At 37.9% G+C, this 23359-nt stretch carries 20 protein-coding genes; 2 read left to right on the forward strand and 18 right to left on the reverse strand.

All coding sequences use genetic code 11. From position 1 onward, the window contains the following. Positions 1-3 precede the first annotated feature (3 nt). The 5 genes from DBO93_RS18490 to glmU form a co-directional block, all read right to left on the reverse strand. Complete coding sequence (locus tag DBO93_RS18490; protein ID WP_108457653.1) at positions 4-555, reverse strand: DUF11 domain-containing protein; 552 nt, start codon at positions 553-555, stop codon at positions 4-6. Between the two features lie 810 nt (positions 556-1365). Next, a complete protein-coding gene (gene glmS, locus DBO93_RS18495) occupies positions 1366-3198 on the reverse strand; it encodes a glutamine--fructose-6-phosphate transaminase (isomerizing) (RefSeq protein ID WP_108457654.1) in 1833 nt (610 codons plus the stop codon). A 13-nt stretch (positions 3199-3211) separates the two neighbouring features. Further along, a complete protein-coding gene (locus DBO93_RS18500) occupies positions 3212-3973 on the reverse strand; it encodes a DeoR family transcriptional regulator (RefSeq protein ID WP_108457655.1) in 762 nt (253 codons plus the stop codon). Positions 3974-4060: 87 nt separating this feature from the next. After that, entirely contained in the window at positions 4061-4771 is a 711-nt protein-coding gene (locus tag DBO93_RS18505; protein ID WP_162533835.1) for a transporter substrate-binding domain-containing protein, read from the reverse strand. A gap of 68 nt (positions 4772-4839) precedes the next feature. Next, on the reverse strand, positions 4840-6201 hold the full coding sequence (glmU, locus tag DBO93_RS18510) for a bifunctional UDP-N-acetylglucosamine diphosphorylase/glucosamine-1-phosphate N-acetyltransferase GlmU (protein ID WP_108457657.1): 1362 nt from the start codon (positions 6199-6201) through the stop codon (positions 4840-4842). A gap of 262 nt (positions 6202-6463) precedes the next feature. On the opposite strand from glmU, the gene DBO93_RS18515 reads away from it, so the two are divergent. Further along, the gene (locus tag DBO93_RS18515; protein ID WP_108457658.1) at positions 6464-8803 is read left to right on the forward strand and encodes a Tex family protein; all 2340 of its coding nucleotides are present in this window, start codon (positions 6464-6466) and stop codon (positions 8801-8803) included. 257 nt (positions 8804-9060) lie between these two features. On the opposite strand, the gene DBO93_RS18520 is transcribed toward DBO93_RS18515, so the two are convergent. Together DBO93_RS18520 and DBO93_RS18525 are read right to left on the reverse strand one after the other, a co-directional pair. After that, on the reverse strand, positions 9061-10095 hold the full coding sequence (locus tag DBO93_RS18520) for a DcaP family trimeric outer membrane transporter (protein ID WP_108457659.1): 1035 nt from the start codon (positions 10093-10095) through the stop codon (positions 9061-9063). Between the two features lie 136 nt (positions 10096-10231). Next, positions 10232-10720: an acyl-CoA synthetase gene (locus DBO93_RS18525; RefSeq protein ID WP_108457660.1), complete on the reverse strand. Its 489-nt coding sequence runs from the start codon at positions 10718-10720 to the stop codon at positions 10232-10234. A 284-nt stretch (positions 10721-11004) separates the two neighbouring features. Here DBO93_RS18525 and DBO93_RS18530 point away from each other — a divergent pair, with 284 nt between their 5' ends. Next, entirely contained in the window at positions 11005-13290 is a 2286-nt protein-coding gene (locus tag DBO93_RS18530) for a DPP IV N-terminal domain-containing protein (RefSeq protein ID WP_108457661.1), read from the forward strand. A gap of 136 nt (positions 13291-13426) precedes the next feature. Here the strand turns inward: DBO93_RS18530 and DBO93_RS18535 are convergent, their stop codons facing one another. The 11 genes from DBO93_RS18535 to atpE all read right to left on the reverse strand — a co-directional run bounded on the left by DBO93_RS18535 (position 13427) and on the right by atpE (position 23272). Further along, complete coding sequence (locus DBO93_RS18535) at positions 13427-15046, reverse strand: DUF4105 domain-containing protein (protein ID WP_162533836.1); 1620 nt, start codon at positions 15044-15046, stop codon at positions 13427-13429. Positions 15047-15379: 333 nt separating this feature from the next. After that, on the reverse strand, positions 15380-15889 hold the full coding sequence (locus DBO93_RS18540; RefSeq protein WP_108457663.1) for a DUF3015 family protein: 510 nt from the start codon (positions 15887-15889) through the stop codon (positions 15380-15382). A 183-nt stretch (positions 15890-16072) separates the two neighbouring features. Beyond that, positions 16073-16633, reverse strand: a complete 561-nt coding sequence (locus DBO93_RS18545) for a YceI family protein (RefSeq protein ID WP_108457664.1) — start codon at positions 16631-16633, stop codon at positions 16073-16075. Positions 16634-16666: 33 nt separating this feature from the next. Continuing rightward, positions 16667-17227: a cytochrome b gene (locus DBO93_RS18550; RefSeq protein WP_108457665.1), complete on the reverse strand. Its 561-nt coding sequence runs from the start codon at positions 17225-17227 to the stop codon at positions 16667-16669. Positions 17228-17631: 404 nt separating this feature from the next. Further along, positions 17632-18051, reverse strand: a complete 420-nt coding sequence (locus DBO93_RS18555) for a F0F1 ATP synthase subunit epsilon (RefSeq protein ID WP_108457666.1) — start codon at positions 18049-18051, stop codon at positions 17632-17634. 56 nt (positions 18052-18107) lie between these two features. Further along, complete coding sequence (gene atpD / locus DBO93_RS18560) at positions 18108-19493, reverse strand: F0F1 ATP synthase subunit beta (protein WP_081150663.1); 1386 nt, start codon at positions 19491-19493, stop codon at positions 18108-18110. Between the two features lie 57 nt (positions 19494-19550). Further along, on the reverse strand, positions 19551-20411 hold the full coding sequence (atpG, locus tag DBO93_RS18565) for a F0F1 ATP synthase subunit gamma (protein ID WP_081179537.1): 861 nt from the start codon (positions 20409-20411) through the stop codon (positions 19551-19553). A 27-nt stretch (positions 20412-20438) separates the two neighbouring features. After that, entirely contained in the window at positions 20439-21980 is a 1542-nt protein-coding gene (gene atpA, locus DBO93_RS18570; RefSeq protein WP_108457667.1) for a F0F1 ATP synthase subunit alpha, read from the reverse strand. Between the two features lie 13 nt (positions 21981-21993). Continuing rightward, on the reverse strand, positions 21994-22527 hold the full coding sequence (gene atpH, locus DBO93_RS18575; protein ID WP_108457668.1) for a F0F1 ATP synthase subunit delta: 534 nt from the start codon (positions 22525-22527) through the stop codon (positions 21994-21996). Positions 22528-22541: 14 nt separating this feature from the next. After that, complete coding sequence (gene atpF, locus DBO93_RS18580; RefSeq protein WP_108457669.1) at positions 22542-23012, reverse strand: F0F1 ATP synthase subunit B; 471 nt, start codon at positions 23010-23012, stop codon at positions 22542-22544. A 32-nt stretch (positions 23013-23044) separates the two neighbouring features. After that, on the reverse strand, positions 23045-23272 hold the full coding sequence (gene atpE, locus DBO93_RS18585) for a F0F1 ATP synthase subunit C (RefSeq protein WP_077284459.1): 228 nt from the start codon (positions 23270-23272) through the stop codon (positions 23045-23047). Positions 23273-23359 lie beyond the last annotated feature (87 nt).

Raw genomic sequence — 23359 nt, forward strand, 5'->3', positions numbered from 1 at the left:
CACTTAAAGATCTAAATTGCCCTTTACGCGCACTCGGTATGTGTATTGAAAAGAGTCATCGGGTTTTAATTCGTCAAAAGAACTCCAACGAATTTGGTGATACTGAGAAGGAGGAACAACTTCCTGAACCTCTTTACCATTTGCATCTAATGCGGTGCGATACAAAGGTTCAGAACTCCAAGTGATCCCCATATCAATTGAGGCTTCGAGTTCTGCATTTGATGCTGAAGAAGCACTCATAGCTACATACTCAACCTCTTCAGGTATAGGTCCCAAAACTTTCAGGTTATTGATTACTTCATCACCTTCATTTGAATAGAGCAGTCGATATTCAATAACTTGTCCTGGGAGAACTGCCTCGGCAGCACGAAAAGATTCCTTTCCGTTTTCATCTGCAACCACTAGAAGGGCTTCGAGGTTTCCCTGAAGTTTAGGTGCCGCTACAACGTTACCGACCCAAGCCATTAACACCACGGTTAATAAAGCGTTTGCCCACTTTCCTGAAGTGGCATATTTGATTTTTCTTACAAATTGCTGATTGTCATTTATATTCACAATAAGACTCCTAAATTTTGTTTTGATCTGATGTTGTGTATTTCGATTTATGCTTAGTAACTTTTTTGCATCTACACCTACTACTACCCAACTACCGTGCCAGTTAACAAAAATGGTTAATCAGAGCTTTTTTTATCAGGCTTATCTATATGAATAGAAAGGATTTAAATTATTTTTATGAGGGATCGAAAAAATAGCAGCCAACTTGAACAGGAGCTTGATTGAAGATTATGATTCGCATTTTGCGATTCAAAATGGAAAGCGAATTTGAAAAATTAATTTCGGATGCATAATGAGAATGAATGATTTTTAGACGTTACGAGTATTATTAAATGCAGATATATTTGCTGAGGATAAGATAGGAGACTTAAGTACACTTTAGATAAGTTGATGGCGACAGTAGTCGACACATTAAGTTGGCTGACATCAGATCTAATACATCAGCTACTTTTTTATTTTGGGGTGCCCGGCGGCTTAGTGATTCTTTCTTTTGACTCGATTAGGTTGCTAAACTATGTAGATCTTCATCTGAAGCTCTTAATCAAAAATATTTAGCTATACGAACTAACTCAGCATACTAAAGTGCGTTAATCGTTTGTCTTTACATAGATCTAATTGTTTAGCACGTAGTGTTCCAAACCATAACGTCCAGTGCTTAACGGTGACAGGGTTTTACATTCTGATAATTAAAAAAAAAGCGACCACTCAAAAAGAGTAGGTCGCTTTCATTATCAATTAGGAATTTCTACTTTATTTAAGAAGTTCCAATATTATTTAGAAACCACAACTTTATGTGATTAATGTATCAAGTTACTCAACCGTGACACTTTTCGCTAAGTTACGTGGTTGGTCAACATCGGTACCTTTAATTATGGCAACGTAGTAAGACAATAACTGTAACGGTAATGTATATACGATAGGAGCAATTAAATCATCACATACGGGGACGTTAATAACCTTCATGGTGTCATCGCTACTAAAGTTAGCACTGGCATCAGCAAACACATACATTAAACCACCGCGAGCACGTACTTCTTCAACATTAGATTTTAATTTTTCAATTAAATCGTTTTTAGGTGCCACAACTATAACCGGCATTTCTGCGTCAATTAACGCTAATGGTCCATGTTTAAGTTCGCCTGCTGCGTAAGCTTCAGCATGAATATATGAAATTTCTTTTAACTTCAGTGCACCTTCCATCGCGATTGGGTATTGGTCGCCACGACCTAAAAATAATGCATGATGCTTATCAGCAAAATCTTCAGCTAAGTCTTCAATTGAACCCGCTAGTGCTAATACTTCTTCAAGCTTATTCGGTAATGTCATTAATGATTGAGCAATTTCATTTTGCTTCTCTTGTGACATGCCGTGGTGCTGACCAATAGCGAGGGTCATCATTAATAAACCCACAAGTTGGGTAGTGAAAGCTTTGGTAGAAGCTACACCTATTTCAGCACCTGCTTTAGTCATAAAGGCTAAATCAGATTCACGCACTAATGAAGAACCAGCAACATTACATATAGTTAAACTAGCGCGATAACCTATTTGTTTGGCTAAACGAAGAGCCGCTAAGGTGTCCGCTGTTTCGCCCGACTGTGAAATAGTTACTAATAATGCATTTTTCGGTACATGTGATTGGCGATATCTAAATTCGCTGGCAATTTCGATATTACATGAAACACCGGCTAAGGCTTCTAGCCAGTAGCGCGCCACCATACCTGAATGATAACTGGTACCACAGGCAATAATTTGTACGTGCTCAATTTCTTGAAAAATAGCATCAGCACCCTCACCAAAGGTTTGGATATCTAGCACATTGCCCATTAAGCGACCTTCTAAAGTATTGCGAATCGCTGTTGGTTGCTCGTAGGTTTCTTTAAGCATGTAGTGACGGTATTCGCCTTTATCGCCAGAATCGTGACTGACTTCAGACTCTTTCGCTTCACGTTCAACTGGCTTGCCGTCAGTATCAAAAATATTAACTTCAAAACGTGTAACTTCGGCAACGTCACCTTCTTCTAGAAACGAAAATTTACGAGTAACGGGTAATAATGCCAACATATCTGAGGCGATAAAGTTTTCACCGACACCGTAACCAATAACTAATGGGCTACCTGAACGCGCCACTACAACACGGTCTTTATCGCGCGTGTCTACAACAACAGTGCCGTATGCACCTTCTAATTGTTTTACCGTAACTTGCACTGCACTTAACAAACTATCAGCAGTTTTTAATTCATGGTGAACTAAATGTGCAATAACTTCAGTGTCGGTTTCTGAAGTAAAAACATAACCTAAACCTTGTAAGCGCGTGCGTAAACTATCATGATTTTCGATAATGCCATTGTGCACAACAGCAATAGTTTCAGACGAAACATGTGGATGAGCATTAATTTCACTTGGGGCACCATGAGTTGCCCAACGTGTATGCGCAATACCTGTACCGCCAGCAATTGGATTAGCATGTAATGCATCGGCAAGCTCTTGCACTTTACCTAAACGACGAGCGCGCATAAGGTTGTTATTGTTATCAATTATGGCAACACCTGCAGAATCGTATCCGCGATATTCTAATCGCTTTAAGCCTTCTACTAAAATGTCTGCTACATCACGCTGTGCGACAGCACCTACAATTCCACACATATTCTTTGTCCTTTTAACTGGCGATAACGAGGTTAACGCCTTGTTTAATTATTTCACTTCTCACGTCTTCAGGCATATCTGCATCTGTAATCAACGTGTGAATCTTTTCCCAAGGTAATTCTAAATTGGGAATTTTTCGATTAAGTTTTTCTGAATCTAACATAACAATAACTTCACGAGATACTTCCGCCATCACGCGACTTAAGCCTAAAAGCTCATTGAATGTTGTTGTGCCACGGGCTAAATCGATACCATCAGCACCAATAAATAACTGATCAAAATCATAAGAGCGCAATACACTTTCGGCCACTTGACCTTGGAATGATTCAGAATGCGGGTCCCAAGTTCCACCGGTCATCAATAATGTTGGTTCATTTTCAAGCGCATGTAAATCAGACGCAATAGCCAATGAGTTAGTCATAACCACTAAACCTTGTTTAGCACTTAACTCACGCACAAGCGCTGATGTTGTACTACCGCTATCTAAAATAATGCGGTTATGATCACGAATAAGCGATGCCGCTGTTTTTGCTATTATTATCTTTCGTTTCGAAAGCTTTTCAGTTTTAGGTTCGGTAATTTCATGCGGTAAAGGCACAGCTCCGCCGTATCGGCGTAGTAGCAAACCGCTATTTTCTAAAACAGCTAAGTCTTTACGAATAGTAACTTCTGAGGTATCAAACATTTTTGCAAGGCTATCAACACTTACTTCACCTAAATTGCTTAACTCTGCAATTATGGTATGACGACGCTGTTGGGTATTTCGTTTTGACATTGCTTTCGTTTACACTCTTAAAAGTTTCGATTTAAAACTTAGCTATTAGAACAAAAGCTGAAAATAAAAACAATATTTATCTAAGATCTAATCCTCTATCAAAGCTTTATAAGCCAAATAATATTGATAACCGGGATCTGTAAGTAACTTACCAGCAGCCAATTTAAGTTTTTCTAACATGCCACTTTCTGTATTTATATTCGCAGCAATATAACTCTCTCGACGTGTTTCTGGTAAAACGTGAACAGAAATTAACGCTTCAGCGTTTTGTTGTTGCTCGGCAAAAAAATCGATTAAAACATTAGGGTCGGTAAAAATTAAATCGACTTTACCTGATAAGAATAGTGCGATCCCATGCTTTAAAGATGACACAACATAAAGATTAGTTTTTTCGCTAAAGCCTAAGTTCACTAATGAGTGATAACCATAACTGTCTCGTATAACAATGATGGTTTTGGATCTTGCTTCACTCAAGGTTTCAATTCGGTTTTCAGGTCTACTTTTCAATGAGACAAAGCCACGCTCAAGTTCGCTAACTTTAATCAGCCAATGAAACTTATCTTCTCGCGCTTGTGTTCGTACCATACTAACAACTAAAGTATTTTCCCGATTTAATACCGTTTGATATGCTCTAGACCAAGGCAATAGTTCAAGCGGGGCTTGCAGTTGACTATGTTGTAATAGTAATTTGAGGATTTCTGCGCTTGGACCTTTTACTTCATTATTTTCGTGATATTGCAGCATAGGATGTTCGGCTGCAACAGCCATTAAAGCTGAATCAGCTCGAACACAATTCATAAACAAAAGATTTATGAAAACCAACTTTAACAAAAATAGAGTTATAAAAGATCCTTTCATGCTTTGTTTTATTTCTTAGTAGGTCGCTTCCAACCGGCAATATTACGCTGCTTGCCACGGGCTACACTTAATTCGTTATCATCAACATTTTTAACAATAACCGAACCTGCCGCTGTTGTTGCCATTTTACCAATAGTAACAGGGGCTACTAACGAAGCATTTGAGCCGATAAATGCACCAGCACCAATAATAGTTTTAGCTTTATTTACACCATCGTAATTACAGGTAATAGTACCAGCACCAATATTAGCCTGAGCGCCAATTTCAGCATCACCTAAATAGCTTAAATGACCGGCTTTTGCTCCTTCGCCTAAGCGAGTTTTTTTCATCTCAACAAAGTTACCAATGTGAGAGTCACGCATTAATTCAGAGCCTGGACGTATACGAGCAAATGGACCTACTGAAGCTAGATCACCAATTATAGCTCCATCAACCATTGAATTAGGTTTAATTTCAGCACCTTGTCCGATACTGCAATCTTTCAATATACAATTTGCGCCAATAATCGCATTATCAGCAATATCAACATTACCTTCGAAAATACAGTTAACGTCAATCACCACTTCTTGACCAACGGTAACATTGCCTCGAATATCAATGCGATTAGGATCACGTAAACTTGCGCCGGCAATCATTAACTCTTCAGCTTTTCTGAGTTGATAAGCTCTTTCTAAACCCGCTAATTGCACACGATTATTTGCGCCTTCTACTTCAATTTCGCTATCAGGATGAGCCGTAGCAATAAGCTTACCTTCTTGATGACAAGCGGCAATAATGTCAGTTAAGTAATATTCACCTTGTGCATTGTCGCTTGATAAATTCGCTAACCAGCGTTTTAAATCGCCACCATTAGCCAGTAATATTCCAGTATTCGCTTCATTGACTAATAGTTGCTCAGCGCTTGCATCTTTTTGTTCAACAATACCCACTACAGTGCCTGAACTATCGCGCATAATTCGACCGTAGCCAGTTGGGTTTGCTAAATGCACGGTCAATAGCGCCATACCCTGATCAGGTTTAGCAGCGATTAAACGTTGCAGCGTACTAACTTTGGTTAAAGGTACGTCTCCGTAGAGTACCAGCACATTTTCATCGTCAGATAAAAATGGTGATGCCATATCAACAGCATGACCTGTACCTAATTGCTCTTTTTGTTCAACAAAGGTTAAATCATCACCCGTGACTTTCGCTTTAAGCACATCGCCACCAAAGCCATAAACTAAATAGATATTTTCACTATCTACTTGGCGCGCTGCGTCAATTACATGAGACACCATAGGCTTTTCAGCTACGGGATGAAGAACTTTAGGTAAGGCAGAACGCATGCGAGTGCCTTTACCTGCCGCTAAGATAACAACAGAGAGAGCCATAATTAATCCGATTAAATTTATAAAGTTACTTATATCAAGTTGATGAGTAAGCATAAACTCATCAGTTTTTGATAATGTATAGCAACATTGTAACGTTAAATTACCTGCTTCTCTATTAAAAATAATATTAACAACTTGTTGGGAGTTATGACTTTTTATCCTCCTGAAAAAACCTCTTAAGGTGTATCGCACCTCACAAGTAATTGAGTGTATAATGAAGCCAACAAAACTAAGACCTTTATAGATTTAGGATCCCATATAAATGATGCCCATTGCTGAGCAAATTGCCACAGAACTTGATGTAAAAACCAGCCAAATAAATGCTGCTATAAACTTATTAGATGAAGGCGCGACAGTGCCTTTTATTGCTCGTTATAGAAAAGAAGTTACCCAAGGACTTGATGACAATCATTTGCGCCATCTTGCGCAACGCTTAGTTTATTTACGTGATTTGGCTGATCGCAGAAAAGTTATTATCAATAACATTGAGCAGCAAGGTAAGTTAACCCCAGCATTAGCCAATGAGCTTAATAATGCTGACAACAAAACACGTTTAGAAGACCTTTATTTACCTTATAAGCCTAAAAGAAAAACTAAAGGGCAAATTGCCATAAACGCAGGCTTAGAGCCTTTAGCCAATAAGATTTATAACAACTGGCAACTAGACCCAACACAAGAAGCAAAGGCTTTCATTAATAAAGAGCAAGGCTTTAATGATGAAGTTTCTGTACTTGAAGGGGCTCATTTCATCTTGGTTGAGCGTTTTGCTGAAGATGCCAATTTAATCCAAAAATTACGCCGTCACTTACTTAAGCAAGCTCACTTGTGTAGTAAATTGATAAAGGGCAAAGAAAAAGAAGCAGCAAAGTATCGCGATTATTTTGAACATTCAGAATTATTAAAATCGGTACCGTCACACCGCATGTTAGCCATGTTACGTGGTCGTAATGAAAAACTTTTATCATTAAATATTGATACAGACCCAGGGCAAGAAGGGGCATTTTCAAGCGCACAACAAATAATTACTGAACATTTCAATCTACGCTTAACGGGCCAAGCTGCAGCAGAGTTTTTAACAAAAGTGGTACAAACTACGTGGAAAGTAAAACTTAGCCAAAGTTTAGAAACAGAATTATTAGGACAATTACGAGAACAAGCTGAAGTAGAAGCGATTAAGGTTTTTTCACGTAACTTAAACGACTTAATGATGGCAGCACCCGCAGGTGCGAAAGTAACTTTAGGCTTAGATCCTGGGCTTCGAACTGGCTGTAAATTAGCTATCGTCGATGCTACCGGTAAATTATTGCAAACCGCCACCATATTCCCACATGCCCCGCAAAATCATTGGGATAAGTCAGTTCGTACTTTAGTTAACTTATGTCAGCAACATAAAGTAGAATTAGTTGCCATAGGTAACGGTACTGCTTCACGCGAAAGTGACAAACTGATTGCTGATGTTATAACTAAACTAGAAAACAACAAACCAACCAAAGTAATTGTCAGTGAAGCTGGCGCTTCGGTTTATTCAGCATCTGAATTTGCCGCCAAAGAATTTCCAGATTTAGATGTGTCTATTCGTGGTGCTGTTTCTATTGCTCGACGCTTGCAAGACCCTCTAGCAGAGTTAGTTAAAATAGATCCCAAAGCGATTGGTGTAGGACAATATCAACATGATGTTAGTCAAAGCCAGCTCAGCCAAACCTTAGACAACGTTATTGAAGACTGTGTTAACGCGGTGGGTGTTGACCTAAACAGCGCTTCTGCAGCGTTATTAATGCGTGTGTCCGGTTTAAACAAAACCATGGCAAATAACGTAGTAAGTTTTCGCGATGAGCACGGTCGATTCAACAACCGTAATGAATTAAAAAAAGTCGCACGTTTAGGGCCGAAAGCTTTCGAACAAGCTGCAGGGTTTTTACGCATAAATAATGGTAATAATCCGTTAGATTTCTCAGGTGTTCACCCTGAAACCTATAGTTTAGTTGAGCAACTATTAAAACAACTTAACACCGACATCAATAATGTTATAGGCAATAAAGCAACGTTAGAAAAAATTAATGTTGAAAGCTTAGTAAGTGATGCTTTTGGTGAAGTTACGGTTAAAGACATTATTAGTGAGTTAGAAAAACCGGGGCGTGATCCGCGACCAGAGTTTAAAACGGCAACGTTTCAAGAAGGTGTTAATACCATTAACGACTTGAAGGTTGGCATGATACTCGAAGGCATTATTTCAAATGTGGCTAATTTTGGTGCTTTTGTCGATATTGGTGTCCATCAAGACGGCTTAGTACATATTTCATCGCTGACCGATAAATTTGTTAGTGATCCGCATGAAATTGTCAAAGCGGGTGAAGTGGTTAAAGTTAAAGTCATGGAAGTTGATCCACAACGTAAGCGCATTAGTTTAACCATGCGTTTAGATGAAGCGACACCTCAAGTGAAAAGTCAGCCGACTGAGAAGTCGCAAAAAGCGCCTCATAATGACAAAAATACTAAGCCAAATCATCACAAAAATAAAGTCAGAACACAGCAGCCAAAAGTAGATAATAATGCTGCCATGGGTAATGCTTTTGCCGACGCTTTTGCTAAGTTGAAGAAATAGCTTTGAGATTTAAGTTACAGCATTATTAGCTTTTACCTAACAATGCTGTAGCCATTATCAAGATGGCTTAGAGCGGCCTGAGCATCGTCACTTTTTCATATCCATGTGACTATGACATACCGTTCATCCTGAACATCGTCACTCTTTCACATCCGTGTGATCGTGACATACCGTTCATCCTGAACATAAAAAAGGGGAAGCAAAAGCTTCCCCATAAATAACCTCGGTTGGGAGGTTAACTAACGCAAGATAGTAAACTAAAGCACGTACTTAGCTGAAAATTGTACATAGTCAGAATCGGCATTTTGATCTGCTGATTCAAAATTACCTACTTCAAAACCAAATGATAATTCTTTAGTATAGTTTTTAAAGATATTCACACCCCAATGTCTTCTGTCGGCATCTGAAACTTCTGTTGTCGTTTTACCGAAGAATGCTGTACTGCGAATGTCGTCACTCCAGAAATGGCGGTAAGCGACCATAAATGAGGTTGTTTCTTCGACTTCTTCACCAACTAAATCACGAGCAGCTACCACGCCTACATAACGTCCGGTTTCACCGCCATGTAATTGGAAACGTATATCATCTTTACCAAAGGTTTTTACATTACCCGCAATACCGTAACCAAATGCTGACTCAGAATTACCACCGAGCGTATTTAATTGTCGAGCTAAACCCGCAACAGAAACGTTACCCCAATCACCTTTAAAGGTATATTTAGCAATAACATCTGGCAATTTATCTTGGGTTGGATCACCTTTATCTGACTCAGGGTTTTCTATCGAAACTTGGAAATTTCCTTGGGTATAGCGAACTTGGCCTTGACGAATAAACGCGGCGGCATTTAGTGGACCAGCAAAATCAGCTGCTTCTGCTAAAGCACTTGTATTGACAAAAGTTGACCACGTTTGACCAACTAAAATGTTTTTATATTTAATAAATGCATGACGTAATCTTGGACTAGCCGAGTTCGATACAATTTCGTTACCACCGCCGCCATGAAAATCAAGTTCAATAAAACCAGTGATATCACCATGAACATATTTAGTGTTAAAACGAGACTCGGTTGCACGAAAGCTAGTGCGAGAAATATCACCTACATTACCAGCACCAACCCAATAATCGTTAGTAATACTGTTAATGTTACCGTCAACATAACGCGTATCTAATTTTATATAGCCACCAAAGGTAATGGTGTCATTATCAGATAACTTAATTTCATAACCAGCGCTTGCGCTGCCAGCCATAGCTAAAAGACCTGTTGCTAATAAAAGCTTTTTCTTATTAAACATTTTTACTTTCCCCGTGTGTTATTAACCTTAGAGCAACAACAGCTAAGCTCTGGCGGTGTTTTTATCGATTAAGTTTTCAATAACGTATTTATTATCTGTAGTTTTAATAAACCGTTATCATTATTTTTATATTTTTTTATGCTGCATATTTCACTGTAATACACTGTGATTTAAGTGTTTTTCTAGAAATTCTTTTATTTTGATCAACAGGAAGCTTTTCTACGAATGTTATAACATCAGCACGTGCAAATTCACCTACACCACCAGCAAGCTTGGCATTAATAGCATTCGATAAAGTCGTTTTTTCAATACCCGAATGAGTCAATTCAATATAGACATGAAGCGCATTTCCTTTGTGCTCATGAGGCACACCAAAAACAATCGCTTGTTCAACGCCAGCTAGTTGTTCAATAAAATTTTCCATTGTCTGGTTAGCGATACGATAACCACTGACTTTATGGCTAGTGATAGCTTGAGAAACTAACCAAATATAATCTTGTGTAAAAACAGAAGAGGAACTTTCATCAACTAAAACTTTATCAACAAAATACTGCCATTCACCACTATTAGACTGCAACCATGACAACGGTGCGGATTCGACACTTTGATTTAGTAAGTTAGACATATCACTCTCTGTTTAATATCTTTAATCAAATTTCAATCAAAGCTATATATGATGTTATTACACTAGAGAATCAGCGGTGATTTATAAATTAGACCTAAGTCTAAAATAAGCAATAAATGCGGTAGACTTTAGTCTATATGCAATGAAATCGGCGAGTGGATAACACTTTAATGGTTGATTATCGCAAAGAATATTGTGCTGAACGATTATTTTGAAAGCCAAGTTATTAGAAGTGGTAGAATGATTTTAGTTTTATTTTATAACTATTCAATAAAAGGTTATTCATGATTTCAAAGATAAAAATAGGCTATTCAAATGTGGTTATAACGTGTTTGGCATTAAATGCTAGCGCCGAATCTCTCAACATTGAAAAATACCAACAAGCTGAACACCAATTATCAAAACACACTGAAAAGTTAGTTTTTGGTACCGTTGAGAACCCCAGTTGGACTGACAATACTAAACTCATTTACCAGAGCCAAACAAAAAATGGTAAGCAGTTTTATCTCATTGACGCTAAAACAAAAGCCAAAAAATTAGCCTTTAATCATCAAAAAATTGCTCGTGCACTAGCACGTATCAGCGAACAAGAAGTTAACCAGAAAGCGTTACCATTTGATCGTGTTGATTTCATCACAGATAAACTTATCTCGCTTAAAATCAATAGCGTCTCTTACCAGTGTAATATTCAAAACTACTTATGTAAGTTGAATAAAAAAGCTATTAACAGTAATGAACTTATTGCTCCCAATGGCAAGCAAGCTGTTTTTATTCGCGAGCATAATTTGTGGCTACGAAACCTTAGCGATAATAGTGAAAAACAACTAACCAATGATGGTATTGAAAACTTTGGTTATGCAACAAATAATGCCGGGTGGGTTCGCGGTAAAAAGCCGGTAGTAAAATGGTCTCCCGATTCAAAAAAATTAACCACCTTTAAACATGATGGTCGCAACGTGGGTGAAATGGGCATAGTTTCAACCGCTGTAGGTCATCCAACTATCGATGTTTGGAAATATCCTTTACCAGGTGACAAAAATATTTTCAAAATTCATCGTGTTGTAATCGATATTGAGCAAGCCAGTGTTGTTAAGCTTGATATGCCTGCAGATGATCACAGATCGACCATAACTGACCATGTTGCCGCTCGCGATGGTAGTTTATTAGATATTGATTGGTCGAGCGATAGCAGTCATTTCGCCTTTATTTCATCAACGCGTGATCACAAAACGGCAACACTAAAGATAGCTGATGCTACGACAGGCAAGGTACGTACAATTTTTACTGAAACAGCAACGAGCTTTTTCGAGTCAGGTGTCAGTTCTATTAGCTGGAAATATCTAGATAAAAGTAATGAATTTATTTGGTTTTCACAACGTACAAATTGGGGACATTTATACTTAGTTGATGCAGAAACTGGCAAGATTAAAAATCAAATAACACAAGGCAATTGGACCGTATTAGCATTATTGAATATTGATCAAGAAACAGGGAAGCTAATTTTTTCTGGTGCGGGTAAAGAGGGTGGAGATCCCTATTTTCATTATCTATACAGCATTAATAAAGACGGTTCAGACTTAACCTTATTAACACCAGAGAAAAAACATCATCGAATTACTTTAAGTAAGAATGCAGATTACTTTTTAGACCGTGTTTCAACGCCAAATGAAGCAGAAACTAGCTTTATTCGCAGTACTCATAGTAAATCTGGCTTTATTGTTGAACAAATGAATATTAACAAGCTAACTGATACAGGATGGCAAGCACCAACGCCTTTCATCGTAAAAGATAGAAATAGCGAACAAAATATTTATGGTTTGATGTATAAGCCAAGCGATTTTGACGCTAACAAATCATACCCTGTGGTAAATTATTTATACCCAGGTCCACAAGTGGGCAGTATTCGTGGTCGCCACTTCAGATCAGCAAGAGGTGATAATCAAGCCATTGCCGAATTGGGATTTATCGTTATCGAAATTGACGCTTTAGGTACCCCTGGTCGCTCAAAGAGTTTCCATGAATTTTACTATCAAAATATGGGCGATAGCGGGATACCTGACCAAGTAGCTGCGATTAAACAACTCGCCGAGAAATATAGCTGGATAGACAGCACTCGCGTTGGTATTTGGGGACATTCCGGTGGTGGATTTGCTTCAACTCGTGCCCTGTTAACTTATCCAGACTTTTATTCAGTGGCGGTTTCTCAAGCAGGTAATCATGACAATAGAAATTATGCCGATGAATGGGGTGAAAAATATCATGGCGTTTTAGTAAAAAATGAAGATGGCACCACAAACTACGACAGCCAAGCAAATCAATTAATTGTTGATAACCTTAAAGGTAAGTTGCTTATTGCTCATGGAACAACAGATACCAATGTACCGCCATATAACACCTTAATCGTTGCAGAAGCATTAATAGCCGCGAATAAAGACTTTGATATGCTAATGCTACCTAATCGTGGTCATGGCTTTGCTAGAGAGCATTACATGATGCGAAAGCGCTGGGATTACTTTGTTCAGCACTTAATGGGGTTAACACCACCAAAAGAGTTTAGTTTTAGCAAATAACTCATCTGTTACTAGCACGTTTTATTAAAAAACCGATATGTTAATGATATCGGTTTTTTAATTATATAAATGCTATCCCTGAATATAATAAAAACCACTTATAATCACCACAAGATTACAGCGGTATTCAGAGAATTTACCAGTAATACCCCAAACTCAACATAGTTTCGTGATTACTTAAAATTAGTCTAAAATCAAGGTGCTCGTTGTTTAGTTTGACCCTGTAACGAGTTTCAGCTTTAACGCTAAATTTTGCGACCTGTTCGTTTTCCAAATATTTTCTAGCCTCAAGATCAATAAAAAAGTTCCAGTCGTTATTAATTGATTGATTTAACGTTAAATTACTCGAAATATACACTCTACCTCTATCTAAGTAATTTTCAACAACAGCCCCTCCGATATATCCACCTATTGTTGTATTATCGAGTATTGGAATTGATAGACCTTTATTAGCTTTAAAAGTAAAGTCTGCACAGTTTGTACAATCATCATCTTGTTTTTTTAAGCCTAAATATAGCTTCCATGAGTCATAACCATCTTGTGGTAAACCCGTTGCCTGGTTTGACACGCTAACCACTTCAAATATTGATAAGCTTCTAATAGCGAGAGTAGAGTTTATATACTCAAGATCTAGCTCGCCCATTTTTAGCGCACCGTTTCTAACGTGACCACTTTCAGCATCTAACTGATCATAATAAGCAGGCCTTAGTTTTATCGCCACACCATTGCCAAGCTTTTGATTATGGATAAAACCTAATTGTAAGTAACTTGATGGTCGTGCTAAATGAGGAGACTTAGGTGCTTTATCTTCAAATTTTACTTTTCCTGCAGCGAGGTTATATCTGTAAGCTAAAATTTGAGTGTATGATTTTTTATGTCGCTTAATATTTTCTTTGTCGACGGAAATTAAATACTGATAGTAATCAAGCAAGGTGCTCAAAACTTTTAACTTAGTTTCTCTGAGTATTTTTTCTGAGTTTAATAAATTTAATTGTTTGGTATTTTCTACTATTTTTGCAATTAACAGCTTTTCATTTGATGTTAATTGCCAATATTTATTATAAAAGCTGGATTGTCTGGACGGTATATATTTAATTTTAGTAACAAGTGGCTTATCTTTATAAGTAGCCGAATTAATTGCTCTTATAACTTCTTGCGGGATCACCCAAGGTGCTTTTATTGATGGTAATTCGATATCGTCAAATAACGTAAAAAGTTCATACATTCTATAGACACAGTTTTCATCAAAGAAATAGTAAACATAGTCTTGTTCAATTAACTCCCAAATATGAGCAACCAAAAAATAATAATCGTCTTGAGATAAGTTTAATTTATATTCCCAAAGATCACGCAATTCATTTTCAAGATAATTTTGTGTATGGAAGTAATAATTTGAATGCGAAAAACTTCCATCGTATCCGCCAACAACCCCTTTTAACATATAACTTATTGGATCTTCGTTTTTAGGAACTTTCGCACCAAAGTTTACACTCGTTTCTAATAAATTAAGTTTTTGGCTTTTATTCGTGTTTAATTTTAATAACGTATGCCCGTAATAAGAAGCTGGGTTTCCCAGATAGCCAGTAGCAAAAATCAGGCTCAATGATTGTGTTGAGGATAACTTTGACCAAGCAAGAAAGTCATCACAAACGACGGCTTTAACATTAGATAAATCAAATTTCTTTTTCAGCCAATGATACCTTGCAGGGAATCTACATTGAGGGTTTTCTGCAATCGTTTTTTCATTTCCAGCCAACGTAAATGCGTTAAGCGTATTTATTAACTCTTTTTTAGCTGTTAATGAGGAAAGTTCACTAAAATAAAAACGTTGTGAATGAATAACAAAATTACTATTTTCACTGTCAGAGCTAGGCGTTAATTTAATAAGCTTTTGCCATTTTTCTGATGTAGATATAGATTCTATTAGTTCGTTAGAGTAGGCGGGTATACTGTTATTTTGTGCATATATTTTGAAAATACAGCAATAACTCGTAACAACTAATATTATAATTCTTAGTAGCATAAGGTTTTATTCAGACATAAAAATAGCTGCTTAAGAAGCAGCTATTTATTAGAGGTAAAAACTACATTAAATTACTGCGCAGTTTCCAACAACAGTTGAGTTGTTAACTATGCTGTAAAGTGCAGAAGATTTTTGAACCAAGTTTTGTTCTTGGTAATCGGCTTGATTAATGGCTTGAACCATACCATTACGAATATTGGCAGTAACTTCAGTTTGTACACTATCGTCACAGCCAAGAACACCATACATAGATGCTAAATGATCACCTGAACCTTCAGCAATTTCTTCTACGATATTATCATAATTATCAATAATAAATTTTGCAGCAATAACATTTGCACCAGTACATGTTTCTGGACTTGCTGTAGCAGAAGTAACAGCTGTTGTACCAATATCCCAAATTACATTAGATGTAACCGCAGCCCATTTTGTATCTTTAAATAGAGCAGCACCAATACCACAGTCTGAGAATGGATTTGGACCAGAGCCAGGGGTTTTATCAGCGGCTAATACATTTAAAGAAGATGCACAGAAAGCTATAGCTATAGAACTTATTAATATTTTAGTTTTATTCATGATATATCCATATTTTATTATTATTAAGGCGATTTATAAAAGCCAAAACATAATACAAATAAATACCATATAAATCAATAGATTAATCCTTTTATTACCATTGATATCTTGCAGTACTATATTTTTTTGAATTTTACGCATTAAAAAAGGGCGTTAAGCCCTTTTGTTAATCAGAACAAAATTCTATTGGCGAATGCCTTCAATATGGAGAATTAAATCAACTTTACCAAAATCTTTTTTAAAGCCAAATTCAGCCATTGCAATAGTAGCCGTACCGCTAAATCCTGCACGGTAACCGCCCCATGGATCATTACCTTCACCTATTCTTACTGCGTCAATAACTAATGGTTTAGAAACACCATGCATTGTAAATGTGCCTGCAATGGCCAATTTACCTTCGCCTTTATCTACCACTTTGTTACTTACAAATGTAGCTTCTGCATATTTGCTAACATCTAAAAAGTCGTCTGAGCGAACATGCTTATCACGTTTTGCATGATTTGAGTCAAAACTTGATGTATCAATAGTAACCGTTATTTTTGACGCTGATATATTTTCTTTATCATAAGAGAAGTTGCCTGAAAAATCGTTAAAACGGCCAGCAAGCACACTAAAGCCCATATGGCTTGCTTCGAAATTTATTGAGGCATGTGCACCGTCAGTATCGATAATATAATCAGCTGCAAAAGCTGGCATTAAAGTGCTTGTGGCTAATAAAGCGCTCGCAAGTATAATTTTTTTCATCTTCATTCCTTTAATTGTTTATGAGTGTGTGTACTAAGACTTCGTCATTCGTTTAAGCGTGTTATCTTTATCAAAAAAGTGATGTTTTAAAGCTGCAGCTGCATGCAGTACTGCTAATACAATTATCCCGTATGCTACGTAATAATGTACTAAGCCGGCAATATCTTCTTGATTTTTTATCGCTAACACTAAAGGAGATACGTTAAACCAATCAAAAACAGCTATCGCTTTATCATTAGCACTGGTAATCAAAAAACCAGAAATTAATACAGAAAATAGAGCAGCATATAATAGAAAAATCATTAAAGCTGAAGCTTTCTTTTCAATTTTACTGTGACTGACTATTGAACTAGGTGAACCTGCAATTCGTCGCCAAAATAGTCTAAATAATGTTAATCCGATTAAAAGGATTCCGACACTTTCATGCCAATGGGGTGCACGTATATACCATTGACTACTGTAATCTAACTCAACCATCCAATAACCCGAAGCAAATAAAGTAATGACACTTAATGCTGAAATCCAGTGTAATAATTTGCTCAATACACCGTATTGCTGTGAATTATTTCTCCACAATAATTTATTACTATTCATTTTTACTTCTTATGGATATCTGTTTTATTTAGTTTAGCTATCAACATTTAATATATCTATTAATTTGGGCGCGTAAAATGGCGCTTTATCGCATATTTTGCTCATTTAAAGATGACGTAAATATTTTACTTAGTTCTGAGCTTACTATATTGATAAAGTTTAATTGTAAATTATTGTAGTCGTTTAAAAATAATGCTTTGAAGGGATTTATCTATACTGAACTAAGTGCTAGAAGATATAAGTGACTCAGTTACTTTAGACTAGTCGTATAAATCAGCTATTTTCATTATATATAACAAAAATATGCCGTTAATTTGTAGTATAAATTTAAATTTTAAGTAATAAAAAAGCGACTATTTACCGAAGTAAAAGTCGCTTTATGAGTCACTAAAACTTAGTGTTAGCTATTTTTTGCTTGTAGCTTGTATAACACGTAATTGTGCGACAGCACGAGCTAATTCAGTAGCAGCTTCAGCATAATCGACGTCGCCGCCATGATCATTTAAGTGCTTCTCTGCGCGTTCTTTAGCTTCAAGTGCTTGTTGCTCATCCAAGTCATCAACGCGTATTGCTACATCAGCTAACACGGTAACGTTATTTGGTTGAACTTCAAGCATGCCACCAGAAAGATAGATAATTTCTTCTACGCCATCTTCCTTAACAATTCTTGCCATACCTGGTTTTAGTGAGGTCAGTAAAGGTGCATGACCAGGCATAATGCCTAGCTCACCTTCACTACCTGTGATCTGTAATGATGAAATGCTACCAGAGAATAATTCCTCTTCAGCACTTACTACATTCAGATTAACAGTTGGTATTGCCATTTTGACCTCCTAATTGGTGACTGCAAACTTTAATAGCCTTTAGTCACCAGCCTTCATTACATGTTTTTAGCTTTTTCAGCTGCTTCTTCAATAGAACCAACCATGTAGAAAGCTTGCTCAGGTAAATCATCGTACTCACCTGCAAGTAAACCTTTAAAGCCACTGATAGTGTCTTTAAGTGATACATACTTACCAGGAGAACCGGTGAATACTTCAGCAACGAAGAACGGTTGAGATAAGAAACGTTGAATCTTACGTGCGCGATTCACTGCTAATTTATCTTCTTCAGATAACTCATCCATACCTAAGATGGCGATGATATCTTTAAGTTCTTTGTAACGTTGTAATGTTGATTGAACACCACGGGCAGTTTCATAATGCTCTGTACCAACTACTAATGGATCAAGTTGACGAGATGTAGAATCTAGTGGGTCAATGGCAGGGTATATACCTTGCGAAGCAATATCACGACTCAATACAACAGTTGCATCTAAGTGAGCAAAGGTTGTTGCTGGAGATGGATCGGTCAAATCATCTGCTGGTACGTATACCGCTTGGATTGAAGTGATTGAACCTTTCTTCGTTGACGTAATACGTTCTTGAAGAACACCCATTTCCTCAGCTAGTGTTGGTTGGTAACCAACGGCTGATGGCATACGGCCTAACAATGCAGATACTTCAGTACCAGCAAGTGTATAACGGTAGATGTTATCTACGAAAAATAATACGTCACGACCTTCGTCACGGAATTTTTCAGCCATAGTCAAACCAGTAAACGCTACGCGTAAACGGTTTCCTGGAGGCTCGTTCATTTGACCGTAAACTAACGATACTTTATCAAGTACATTAGAGTCGTTCATTTCATGGTAGAAATCGTTACCTTCACGAGTACGCTCACCTACACCAGCAAATACTGAGTAGCCGCTATGCTCGATCGCGATGTTACGAATAAGTTCCATCATGTTAACGGTTTTACCAACACCAGCACCACCGAATAAACCAACTTTACCACCCTTAGCGAATGGACATACTAAATCGATTACTTTGATACCAGTTTCAAGTAGTTCATTAGACATCGCTTGGTCAGCATAAGCTGGGGCTGCGCGGTGAATTGACCATTTTTCTTCTTCGCCGATTGGGCCAGCTTCATCGATAGGCTCACCCAATACGTTCATAATGCGACCCAACGTACATGTACCTACTGGTACTTGGATGTTATTACCTGTGTTTTCTACGTTCAGACCACGACGCAAACCGTCTGATGAACCCATAGCGATAGCACGAACTACACCACCACCTAATTGCTGTTGTACTTCTAGTACTAAGCCTGAAAGGTCACCTTCAGTTATGTTTAACGCGTCATATACCTGAGGTACAGCATCTTGTGGAAATTCAACATCCACAACTGCGCCAATGATTTGGACGACTTTACCTGTACTCATGTTTAATCCTCTAATCTTGTGCTCTTATTTACTAAAAAATAAACAAAGAACCTTTGCTTATACCGCTGCTGCACCTGCACAAATTTCACCCAATTCTTGAGTAATACTTGCTTGACGAGCTTTGTTGTATACCAATTGTAAATCATCAATTAAGTCACCCGCGTTATCAGTTGCAGATTTCATTGCAACCATACGAGCGGCTTGTTCACATGCGAGGTTTTCAACCACACCTTGATATACTTGAGATTCTGTATAACGAACCAATAAATGTTCAAGTATTGCTTGAGCATCAGGTTCGTAAATGTAATCCCAGCGATGCTTAATAGCGTCATCATCTGACTTAGGCAAAGGTAAAAGTTGATCGATTGTCGGTTTTTGCGTCATCGTATTAACAAATTTGTTATATACGATGAACAATCTATCTATCTCACCATTGTCATAGGCATTTAACATCACCTTTACACTACCAACTAAGTCAGTAAGTGAAGGGTTGTCACCTAATCCCGAAATTTGTGAAACGACTTTAGCGCCCATATTGTTGAAAAATGAAGTAGCTTTAGAACCCACTACGGCAAATTCAACTTCGGCGCCTGCTGATTGCTGTTTACCAGCATCAGCAAGTACTTGCTTAAACAAGTTAATGTTTAAACCACCACACAAACCACGGTCTGTTGAGACTACGATATAACCTACACGCTTGGCTTCACGTTCTTCCATATATGGATGACGATATTCTAGATTACCAAGCGCGATGTGACCGATCACATTTCGCATATTTTCAGCGTATGGACGTGATGCAGCCATGCTATCTTGCGCTTTACGCATTTTGCTAGCTGCAACCATTTCCATCGCGCTGGTGATCTTCTGTGTATTTTTTACACTTCCGATCTTCGATTTTATCTCTTTACCACCGGCCATGACTATTCTCCGAAAAGGTTAACTAAATTACCAAGTTTGAGTAGCTTTGAAAGCTTCAATCGCTTTCGCTAAACCAGACTCGATATCTTTGTTATAGTCGCCTTTTTCATTGATTGTAGCCATCAACTCAGCGTGTTCATTGTTTACGTATGAACGTAGTGCGTCTTCAAAATCAACAACTTTGTTGATTGCGATATCATTTAAAAAGCCTTTTTCTGCGGCAAATAAAGATACAGCTGTTTCAGCAACTGACAATGGGCTGTATTGCTTTTGCTTCATTAATTCAGTAACACGTTGACCATGCTCTAATTGAGCACGTGTAGCGTCATCTAAATCTGAGGCAAACTGAGCAAACGCAGCTAACTCGGCATATTGTGCTAATGCTAAACGTATACCACCACCTAACTTCTTGATGATTTTAGTTTGAGCAGCACCACCAACACGTGATACAGAAATACCAGCGTTAACAGCAGGACGAATACCTGAGTTAAATAGGTTAGATTCTAAGAAAATCTGACCATCGGTAATTGATATTACGTTAGTTGGTACGAATGCAGATACATCACCCGCTTGCGTTTCAATGATAGGTAAGGCAGTTAAAGAACCTGTTTTACCTTTTACTTCACCTTTTGTAAAACGTTCAACGTATGCTTCGTTTACACGAGCAGCACGTTCAAGTAAACGACTGTGAAGATAGAAAACGTCACCTGGGTATGCTTCACGACCTGGCGGACGACGTAAAAGTAATGAAATTTGACGGTAAGCAACTGCTTGCTTAGACAAATCATCATATACGATTAATGCATCTTCACCACGATCACGGAAGTATTCACCCATAGTACAGCCAGAATATGCTGACAAGTACTGTAGTGCAGCTGCTTCAGAAGCACCAGCAACAACAACGATAGTATTAGCTAACGCGCCGTGCTCTTCTAGAGAGCGAACTAAGTTAGCAACGGTAGAGGCTTTTTGGCCAATAGCTACGTATACACACTTAATACCGGTGTTTTTCTGATTGATGATTGCATCTAATGCGATAGCAGATTTACCAATTTGACGGTCACCAATGATAAGCTCACGTTGACCACGTCCGATTGGAATCATTGCATCGATTGATTTAATACCTGTTTGAACAGGCTCATCAACAGACTTACGATCGATTACGCCTGGTGCCATCATTTCAACTGGAGCAAAACCATCGTTATCGATAGGTCCTTTACCGTCAATTGGTTCACCAAGTGTATTAACAACGCGGCCTAATAAGCCACGTCCTACTGGTACTTCTAAAATACGACCAGTACATTTTACTTTAACGCCTTCAGCTAGATCCGCGTAAGGACCCATAACTACCGCACCGACCGAATCACGGTCAAGGTTTAACGCGATAGCAAAGCGATTGCCAGGAAGTTCAATCATCTCACCTTGCATTACATCTGCAAGGCCATGAATACGAATGATACCGTCAGTTACAGAAACGATAGTACCTTCATTTCGAGCTTCACTAACTACGTCAAACTGTTCAATACGACTCTTGATCAGTTCAGCGATTTCAGTGGAATTCAGTTGCATACTCTGTTCCCCGTTAGGATTGCATTATTGTTGCTAAGCGGCTCAATTTACCTCGTACTGAACCATCTATTACCATGTCACCAGCTTTTATTACTAAGCCAGAGACGACGTTTGCATCAATTTTACAAGTAAGTTTTACTTTTCGAGCCAAACGCTTTTCAAGCGCAGCGCATAATGTAGTTTCTTGTTCAGCTGTTAATTCAACAGCTGAAGTTACATCCACAGAAAGTGTTTTCTCATGTTCAGCTTTTAATTCGCGAAACTGAGCAACAACCTGTGGTAGCACCAATAAACGTTTATTTTCAGCCATAACTTTAATTAAGTTTTGGCCATTGCTATCAAGTTGAACATCACAGACTTTCAAAAATATGTCTTGTGATTGTTCTACTGACGCGCCACCAGAAAGATATTCTTTAATGGTGTCATCGTTAGCAACTTCTGCAGCGAAAACTAGCATTTCTAACCAGCTTTCAATTGCATTTGCCTCGACAGCAAAATCAAACGCCGCTTTAGCGTAGGGACGAGCGATGGTTGTCAATTCAGACATAAGCTCATTTCCCTCTAAAGTTCAGCTACAAGTTTATCTAAAATGTCGCTATGTGCAGCGGCATCAATTGAACGCTCAAGAATTTTCTCGGCACCAGCAACAGCAAGAATAGCTACTTGTTGACGTAGTTCTTCTTTTGCTTGGTTACGTTCAGTATCAATTTCTGCATGACCAGAAGCTAAGATTTTATCTTTCTCAGCATGTGCCTTAACTGCAGCTTCTTCAATTATTTGAGCTTCACGCTTTTTAGCAGCTTCTACAATGCCAGCTGCTTGCGCTTTAGCGTCTTTTAATTGTGCTGAAGCTTTCTCTTGAGCAAGCTCAAGATCTTTAGCGGCACGGTCAGAAGCAGCAAGACCATCAGCAATAATTGCTTGACGAGCTTCTATGGCACCAATAATTGGTGGCCATACATACTTCATACAAAAAATTACAAATACGATAAATGCGATTAATTCACCAAGTAAGGTTATATTAAGATTCATTTATGTATCTCCTATTCAAATTCGCGTTTAAATTAAGCTGGAACACCAACTGCGAATAATAGGTATAAGCCAATAGCAACACCGATCATTGCGATAGCATCGATAAGACCTGCTACGATGAACATTTTAACTTGAAGTTGAGGTGCTAATTCAGGTTGACGCGCAGCAGACTCTAAGAATTTGCCACCAAGTAAACCAAAACCAATCGCAGTACCAAGAGCACCTAGACCGATTAATAAAGCAACAGCGATATATAACATATTTATCTCCGATTATTTAAGTAAAGTTATAAAGTTAAAAAACTAAGGTTGAAACTGTTATTTATGTCCTTGTTACCTTTTGAGTAA

Source organism: Colwellia sp. Arc7-D, assembly GCF_003061515.1.
Taxonomy (GTDB): Bacteria; Pseudomonadota; Gammaproteobacteria; order Enterobacterales; family Alteromonadaceae; genus Cognaticolwellia.